Genomic DNA, 8,184 nt, shown 5'->3' on the forward strand with positions numbered 1-8,184 from the left:
CTTTTTTAGAAAATACAGTGAAGATTGAATTTATGCAGAACAGGGAAATATTGCTGTGGGGCATTGCACTTGCCACGCCGTTCTTTGTTTTTTTTGGATGGCTGAGTGATCAATTTGGAAGGAAGTGGATTATGCTGACCGGTATGTTATTGGGAGTTGTTTTTTACAGGCCGATATTCAGCACTTTTTTGAAAGATGCCGATGCGAAAGTATGGATGGGAAAGCTGGAAGAACAACATCCCAATAAAAAATTGAGTTTTGCTGATAGAGATTTCTTATTAAAGAATGATACTGTAAAAACAAATGATGGAACTATTTTATTTATCCGACAGGTAAAAAGCATTTATACATACGGCGGAAATCAATTTGCAAAAACCTTTACAGATACCACACAGGTGAAAGCAGATTACATGTTGAAAATAATTTCAACACAGGTTAGCGCTCCGGTTTATTCAGATAAAATTCTTTCTACCGCACTCAAATGGAAATTTATTTTTTTAGTCTGGGTAATGATCTTTTTTGTAACGATGGTATATGGGCCCGTTGCAGCGTTCCTGGTTGAATTGTTTCCCACAAAAATCCGGTACACATCCATGAGTTTGCCTTATCATATCGGCAATGGCGTGTTTGGAGGATTGGTGCCTTTTATCGCCACATTGTTATCAACCACTTTTACAAGCGATCCATTGGTGGGGCTGTGGTATCCCATTGGTGTGGCTGCTTTATGTTTTGTAATCGGCACTTTGTATTTGACCAATAAAGTGGATAAAAATATACATGATTAAAATACCTGACTATATGCAACACATTTTTTTAAAGGCGTAATCTCTTATAAACCGCCAACAAAAAATAGGTACAATTAAAATTTTTATATGAATAAGTTGAAAAAAATAATGGGTATTGCATGGATGCTGATTGCGCCGTTGGTAATTTATTTTTTAGTAACCGGTGCCATCCATAATATTAGCGCCACCGGTACAAAAGATATTAATAAGCCCGTACCATGGCTTATTATCATTACCATTTTTACTCCCATTGCAATTGGGTTGTTTATTTTTGGCTGGTATGCTTTAAAAGGCGAGTACGATCACCTTACGGAAAGTTCGGGTGATACCACAGATTATTAAATTTCAATTTTTTATTTTCCTTTATATTTTTATAACTCTCTATATAATTTAACCTCTATTAGTATTGATTCACCAGCCTGAGATTTTTTTTCAGTAACCAACCCTTTGTAGTTTTTCCTTCGGTGTTAATAAAGGTTACATAAATGAAATTATTTTTCTCTTTGATGGCGGTAACGGTTTCATCTCCGGGGATAATATAGGTAGTGCTACGGGTATATGCAGCCGGCGAAACATGCAGATAGGCGGTATGAATTACCCGGTATTCTTTTTCAGGCACAGGATTATTTTCCGCAGCTTGTTTGCCATTTTCATACGATTGCCCGGGCTGTTCCCTGCCTGTACTTTTTATTGGTAAGGCGATGTTTTTTTTAAATTTAGTCTTAGCTTTTTTCAGGGGCTTATCATCAGGGGTAGCTAAAGAGTCGGGCGGGTTAATGGATCCCTGAATCTGCATCGTTGAATCCTTGTTATTGTTTTTATGTGGCCGGATAAAAGAATCGTATGCAGTAATTCCGCCAGCCCCCAGCGCAATAAAAAGTACCATAAAAAATAAGCCTTTTGAAATGCCTGTTTTTTTAGGTTTCAATAAGTTATAATTATCCGCATATTGATATTGTTCTATTGCCTTGTCTTTCAGCTCAACCTGCGTTTGTAAATTTTCTATCAGGCTGTCTTTTTCTGTTGCCCTCGATTCCAGTATTTCAATTTCTTTTTTTAACTGCAACCCTTGCGTGCGGGCAATTGTTAATTGCTCCGTTGACCTATTTACCGTTTTATGCTCCTCTGCGATGATTCCTGAATAAATAAATGTTTGCAATTCCATACCATTTAAAAAACGTTTGGATGGCTCTTTGTCCAGGCACCTGTACACCATTTGAATGAGCCAGGAAGGTACCTGCATTTCCCTTTCTTTTTTATCAAAATCCCAGCCGGAAGGCATAGCCTCTTTTCTGAGTGCAAGTAAATCTGGCGGTGCAGTTTCCATGTGCGCCAGCATTACCAAATTACGGCCCATTTCGCCTTTGCCATTTAATGGAAACGGTACTGTACCCGCCAGTAACTCAAACAAAATTATTCCAAGGCTGTACACATCAGTTTCAAAATACATTACACCCATATTTTGTTCGGGTGCCATAAATTCTATCGCTCCGGCATGCCGGATACTTGTGCGCCGTTGTTCGTCCGACATAATGGATAAGCCGAAATCAAGCAAAATATAATTACCTGTGCGCTGGTTAAATTTTACGTTGTTGCTTTTAATATCCCCGTGCTTAATATCTGCCCGGTGACAATGCGCCAACGCATTGGATAAATGATCTGCCACCTTAATAACTTCTTTAATGGTAAAGATGGTGTCGTAAGGCGGTGTTAGCAACTCTCCCAGGTCAGGGCCTTCAATATATTCCATTTCAATGTAAGGAAGATTACCGGAGGTTGTAATGCCGGAAGCAACGATGCTCACCACATTCGGATTGGGCGACTCGTTAACTTTTTTTAATTTCTGCACTTCATTTTGAAAAGAAATGAAATTTTTGTCCTCATCCGTTTCGCTGGCGATAGGTGTGGGTAATATTTTAATTGCAGTAATAATTTCGCCTGTTCTTCTTGCTTTATAAACAGAGCCCTGCCCGCCCGACTTTAATGCCCCCAGGTTTTCCAATCCTTCTGTTATTGTAAATACTTTCGCCATCTTATATTTCACTGCCGGAGTACGTAAACTCCAATACTGCTTTATCGCCCAAAATTACCTGGTCACCTTCCTTCAACCTATGCCCCACTTCAATTGCCTGCATTTTTATAAAACTGCCTTCAGCAGTATGCACTTTCATTTTATTATGTGGGGGAATGCCGCCCTCATCTGCAAAAATTAAAAACGAACCGCTGGATGGTTCCCATTCAATATGCGCATGCTGGCGGCTTACACACCGGTTAATGTCCATTGATCCCGATGCCGTAAAAGCGATACTGTTTTTGCGCACGAAACCTCCGTTCAACTGCACTTTTGTTTCGCGGCCAATATTTATTTTTTCTTTAGATGGCTCCAGCACATACATTTCTTTTTCCGCATTGCCACCGAGTATCCGGATGTAAGCACAGCTTTTTTTATTGATGATACCTGCCTTTCTGGTGGAGATAAAAAGCGCTGTTTTTATTTCGGTGGCCACATAAGATTGCTCCGGAAATTTATCTGTAAAAGCGATTTCGTATTTCCACGAAACGGGTAATTGAATTGCATAATCGTCTGCAATTCTTTGTACTTCGTTCCTGAATTTTTCGGGATTCGCTGCATGTACCGCCGATTCATACAAATACCGTTCAGATTCGTTGCAATTGACGTACAGATAAATGCCATTAATATTTGCACCTTCACCTCCTTCGGCCCGTTGCAATTTTTCTTTGATAAACTGCAATAAAATATTCCGGATTTTTTTTACATCGGCTGCTGGTTCCTTAAATAATTTAAACATGGTTCAATAAATTTTTATAAAATCTGTAATTATAAAATCCGTTATCATTATTGTTCATCCGTGTCATCCTTCGTTAGTGACCATCCTGCTGAACTGTCTGTGCCAGCTGAAGTGGTTTCTGCAAGGGCGTATCATTATCACCCTCATCCTTCTTGGGCGCTGCAAAACTTTTTATATAATTCCTTTCCACCAGTAAGGGAATAATGTGGCTGCCCGCTAGTTGCACTGCATCACTGGATCCTTTTGTTCCTTCAATGCGTATGCAAACAACAATATGTCCCGTACCTTCCGCCTTCGGCGCAAAAAAAACATACCAGCCATCGTTGATCGTTACCCCCTTATACATTCTTTCAGGCGTGCCTGTTTTGCCGGCAACAAATATTCCCAGCTTACCTTTTTTCGGGGCGCTTTGTTTTTTCATGTAGCCCATCATACGCTGTGCATAAATGGAATCGTTCACAATGGAAACGCCTGGTTTGCCAGTAATCACTTTTCCATTTACTTCCAGTACATATTTTGCAGGTATCATCACGCCATTGTTTGCAATTGCTGCCGCAACCCTGGCTATTGACGCAGGTGTGGCCACCAGCTCACCTTGTCCCCACGCCATACCGGAAACCCCCATGGCTCTGGTACGACGTATGTTATCAGGATTGTACTTTCGCAGGCTGGTGAATTCGGTGTTTCGCCAGAGCTCTCGCCATTTTTCCTGCTGCACCGTATTGTTGATTTCATTTTCAAAATAATAACCGCCTACGCCATGCAAAAACATACCCGACTGCATATACAAGGTTCCCATCTGCTCCTGCAATTTTTCTTCATTGGCAAGCCGTATAAAAAATGAATTATTGGATTTTACAATGGCCCTCTCAATATTAATCAACCCTGCCTCATCAGGTTCTGGCCCGGTAACCCGAATAAGATCTTTGGGGTAAATTCTGATCACTTTTTTTGCAACACCATCCCCCAGTTTATTAAATGCAGCCAGCGCTGTAACCAGTTTTGCTGTAGAACCAGGTTGGGTGGCATGGGTAAATCCGATATCTGTATTTACATTCCACCCAGGTAAACGATTCATTTCATTTTGGCTCAGGTTCAGGCGATCCCAGTCATTTACGGGTGGCAACGGCCACATTGCTGAAGCGAGTACATCTCCGGTATTGTCTTCCATCACTACAACCGACACTCTTTTTCTTGTCACGCTGTCATCATTCTGAAGGGCAAGTTGGATTTTTGTTTGCAATCCTGCATCCATCGTAAGCTTAACATCCCGGTTGCGTTTTTTAAATTGTTGTACTGCATTGCTGTTGATACCCTCCAGCAATAAATCAGTAAGTGCACTATAATCTCTTTTTGTAATAGTCATTTGTGTTTCTGTTGCCGGTAAAAATTTATCGGCTTTGAAAGCATTGGCACTTACCTGAAATTTAACCAGGGGTGTGGGAAAGCCGCGGAGTTCCGAAGCATGTTCATACTCGGCAAAATAACCATTGTTGCTGCCATCAAACACATGGGTATTGGCATCCCCCGTCCAAAAAAACATGTGTTCGCCAAAAGGATAATACCGCTCTGATCTTTTATACGCCAGTGAAGCAATATCACTGGCCGGTATGCCATAGGAAGCAAGAGAATCCTTTTCGCCCTGTACCTGCTTTGGGTCACTTGTTGCCAATATGTTGCCGTTGCGGTCCACTAAATTTCCCGCCTGCAACCTGTTCATCAAAATATTTATTCTGGGGTTATAACTAAACAACCTGGCTCCACTGCGCTCTGCTACCAGCGCAGGTTCTACTATCCATTTCCTGTTATTAAATGTATAGCCTGACACATTCACGGCCAGCAACACTATGCCTATACAAGCTGCAAGTAAGGCCGGCATTAAATTTTTATCCTGCCGCTGCATTATGTATTTCATCTGCACTTTTGATCCATTGATTTTTGATGCGGATAACAGGAAACCAGCAGCAAGCATACTGCACAATAAAGAAGTGCCCCCATAACTTGTAAAAGGCAATGCCACGCCTGACAAAGGCAATGCGCCTGTTGAGCCCCCGGCGATTAATAAAAATTGTACAAAGGTTCCGATACCAATACCGGCACACAAATAAAATAAAAACGGAGTGCCTGTTTGCCGCCCAATGATAACAGACCGATGCAGGTAAATTAAAAATAAAATAAACACACAGGTAATACCAGCCCAGCCAAATTCTTCCCCCATTGCCGGAAGAATCATATCGGTATGCGCTTCGGGAATTGTTTTGGCAAAACCTTCGCCAGCTCCCTGACCGGTAATACCACCACTTGAAATGGCCCAGATACCATTGGCTACCTGGTCGCCGCCAAATACCTGGTTGTTCCATGGGTTTGACCAGATCGCTTTTCTGTCTACCAGTCTTTGCATTGGTCCTGGTATTAGTTTAGCCAACGCATGTATTTTATCCAGCAATAAAAATCCGCTTACAACGACAAGGGCCATCGTGGCCGATTCGCTTAATTTGCTTTTGGTGATGAGCAGGTACAATGCCAGCAAAGCAACCGTAATACCGGTTGCCAGCAACACATTTTTTAACAGCCAGATGCTGATGGCGTATACTACCATGGCTGCAACTACCTGCATAAAATCGCCCCTGCAAAAAGAAAAAAGAATAATAAATGTAAAACAACACACAATGCCAGGGCCAAGATCGCCCAGCACCAAAAACAATAAAATAGTGGTGAGGATAGCGCCCAATGCAAATGCAAAAAAGTATAGCCTTTTATTCCAGGATGGATATTGAGAAATAAAATTTTCGTTTCTTGAAAAGAAGCCTGCAAGAAATACGATGATTAAATACTTTACAATTTCGCTTGGCTGAAAACCTAAAAGATTTACTTTAACACCACTTCCCTGCGGGCCGGTACCAAACAATATCGTTAAAAATAACAACCCGATTGCACCCAATGCCCATGGCCATCCGTTGGCTGCATTGGGGTTATTTTTAAAAATGATAAGACGGAATAAACGGGAGTCAGGGGTAAATTTTTTAAGATTTATAAACTGTAACATGAGTATACCGGCGATTCCGATACAAAAATAAATGAAAGTACTTTTTGCCAGAAAGCGGTCCCGTAGCGGATCCTGTAAACTAAACAATGTAATAAATGAAAGACCGCTGAGGATCATTATAACAGGCAATATCAATTGATCGGCACCCCGGGAACGGATGGTAAAAACAATATGCAGCAGCAGGAAAGAAAAGAAAAATACACCCACAATCGTCCAGTACCAGTTGCTCACTTCTTCAGGCGACCGTACGATAAATGCTTTTTCTTTTTTGAGTGTATTAAAATCCCTCGCCGAGAAAAGCTTTATGGTATGCGGGCTCTGAACAAAGTTGAAACTTGCATTGCCCCGCAGTTTTTCAGTACCCAGCACACGCCCAAACTCGTAACCTGGCTTTAGCGGAAGCAGTTCGTAGGCCTTGTTTTGGGGCAGCCCTGAAAATGTAAATTTTCCAGCGTCATCGGTACGTACATAGGCATAAAATGAAATAAGTTGCCGGTTGTTAGCCGAATCCAGTGTGAATATTTTTCTTACTCCATTTTTAAATTCGATGATCTCTTTTTCTTCTTCCGGATGGGTTGATTCAATGCTTGTATCCACGGATGCCAATAACTTGAGCCGCATCAAAACTCCTACTGCCGGTTGGTTGCCGTGGTTTTTAATGGCACCTGAAATACTGTATGCGCCCAGCCCTAAATTGTTCAGCAAACCCACATTTAAAAGATGAATTTTTTCCTTCTCAAAGGTTATAGAATCTGGTTCTGAAAAGCCGAGTAAATTTCTGGATAAAGTAACGCGGCTTTTAAATGATTTGCCTCCTTTTGCAAAAGCTTCATCGGCATTCACAAAATATTTTTGCTTATTCAACTCTCCGGCGTTATCGATCGGTACCGAAGGGTCTTTAGCTTTCTTAATGGTGGAGGCAATGAAATCAATGTCTTTTGGATCTTCAAAATATAACCCTTTTATCAACAGGTTCTTTATACTTTCGACATCGCTTTTTTCATTTAAGTTTATCATGGTACCATTTTCCATCCGGATATTTACCTCGCTAAAATCCCGTTGTAAAACAGTAAACATTTTCCAAAACAGCAAGCCCATAATAATGGCTATCAGTAGGAGGGCCATGCGTTCCAGCTTTCTATTATTAGAAGGTATTTTAAGAGACGCCATTTAAAGTTTTTTAAATTTTGAAACAGGAATAAATATGGAATCTTTTAAAAACCCTGATATCATCGTACCGGTAAATGATAATTGATAAAGTACAGGCACACGGCAATTGATGAATTGCACATTTTTAAATTCTATATTGCTTTTTTGAACCGCAACAGCCACATCAAAATTTTTAAAAACAATGCTATCCAGTACAATGTATTTTGCAGTATTGCTAATGATAAATGCAGCACCTTTATAATTTGAATCACTGGTAATAGTAACTCCGTTTCCTTTTATGTAGAAACTGTCTTTACTGATAAAAACCGGTTTCTGCACATTCAGTAAAGATGCTCCCCGGTTAAAGGAATAATTTTTAGTAGAATCTTTTACC

Annotated in this window: 5 protein-coding genes and 1 pseudogene; 2 read left to right on the forward strand and 4 right to left on the reverse strand. The window is 40.6% G+C overall.

Going from position 1 to position 8,184, the window contains the following annotated elements:
- Both H7254_RS12210 and H7254_RS12215 read left to right on the forward strand, forming a co-directional pair.
- Window positions 1–785: pseudogene (locus H7254_RS12210) on the forward strand (MFS transporter); the annotation flags it as partial.
- Between the two features lie 87 nt (window positions 786–872).
- On the forward strand, window positions 873–1,127 hold the full coding sequence (locus H7254_RS12215; RefSeq protein WP_301933228.1) for a DUF6814 family protein: 255 nt from the start codon (window positions 873–875) through the stop codon (window positions 1,125–1,127).
- A 58-nt stretch (window positions 1,128–1,185) separates the two neighbouring features.
- On the opposite strand, the gene H7254_RS12220 is transcribed toward H7254_RS12215, so the two are convergent.
- From H7254_RS12220 to H7254_RS12235, 4 genes are all read right to left on the reverse strand, one after another.
- Window positions 1,186–2,817 carry a serine/threonine-protein kinase gene (locus H7254_RS12220; protein ID WP_301933229.1) on the reverse strand — a complete coding sequence of 544 codons (1,632 nt, stop codon included), beginning with the start codon at window positions 2,815–2,817 and terminating at the stop codon, window positions 1,186–1,188.
- Between the two features lies 1 nt (window position 2,818).
- The gene (locus tag H7254_RS12225) at window positions 2,819–3,595 is read right to left on the reverse strand and encodes an FHA domain-containing protein (RefSeq protein ID WP_301933230.1); all 777 of its coding nucleotides are present in this window, start codon (window positions 3,593–3,595) and stop codon (window positions 2,819–2,821) included.
- 73 nt (window positions 3,596–3,668) lie between these two features.
- The gene (locus tag H7254_RS12230; RefSeq protein ID WP_301933231.1) at window positions 3,669–7,811 is read right to left on the reverse strand and encodes an FtsW/RodA/SpoVE family cell cycle protein; all 4,143 of its coding nucleotides are present in this window, start codon (window positions 7,809–7,811) and stop codon (window positions 3,669–3,671) included.
- On the reverse strand, window positions 7,812–8,184 hold a 373-nt coding region (locus tag H7254_RS12235), incomplete at its 5' end, for a hypothetical protein (protein WP_301933232.1).

Origin of the sequence: Ferruginibacter sp. (assembly GCF_014377975.1) — a bacterium.
Lineage (GTDB): Bacteria > Bacteroidota > Bacteroidia > Chitinophagales > Chitinophagaceae > Ferruginibacter.

Bases quoted from the DNA above. Each gene is read 5' to 3' on its own strand.
- H7254_RS12215 (WP_301933228.1), top strand. From the start codon at position 873: ATGAATAAGTTGAAAAAAATAATGGGTATTGCATGGATGCTGATTGCG.
- H7254_RS12220 (WP_301933229.1), bottom strand. From the start codon at position 2,817: ATGGCGAAAGTATTTACAATAACAGAAGGATTGGAAAACCTGGGGGCA.
- H7254_RS12225 (WP_301933230.1), bottom strand. From the start codon at position 3,595: ATGTTTAAATTATTTAAGGAACCAGCAGCCGATGTAAAAAAAATCCGG.
- H7254_RS12230 (WP_301933231.1), bottom strand. From the start codon at position 7,811: ATGGCGTCTCTTAAAATACCTTCTAATAATAGAAAGCTGGAACGCATG.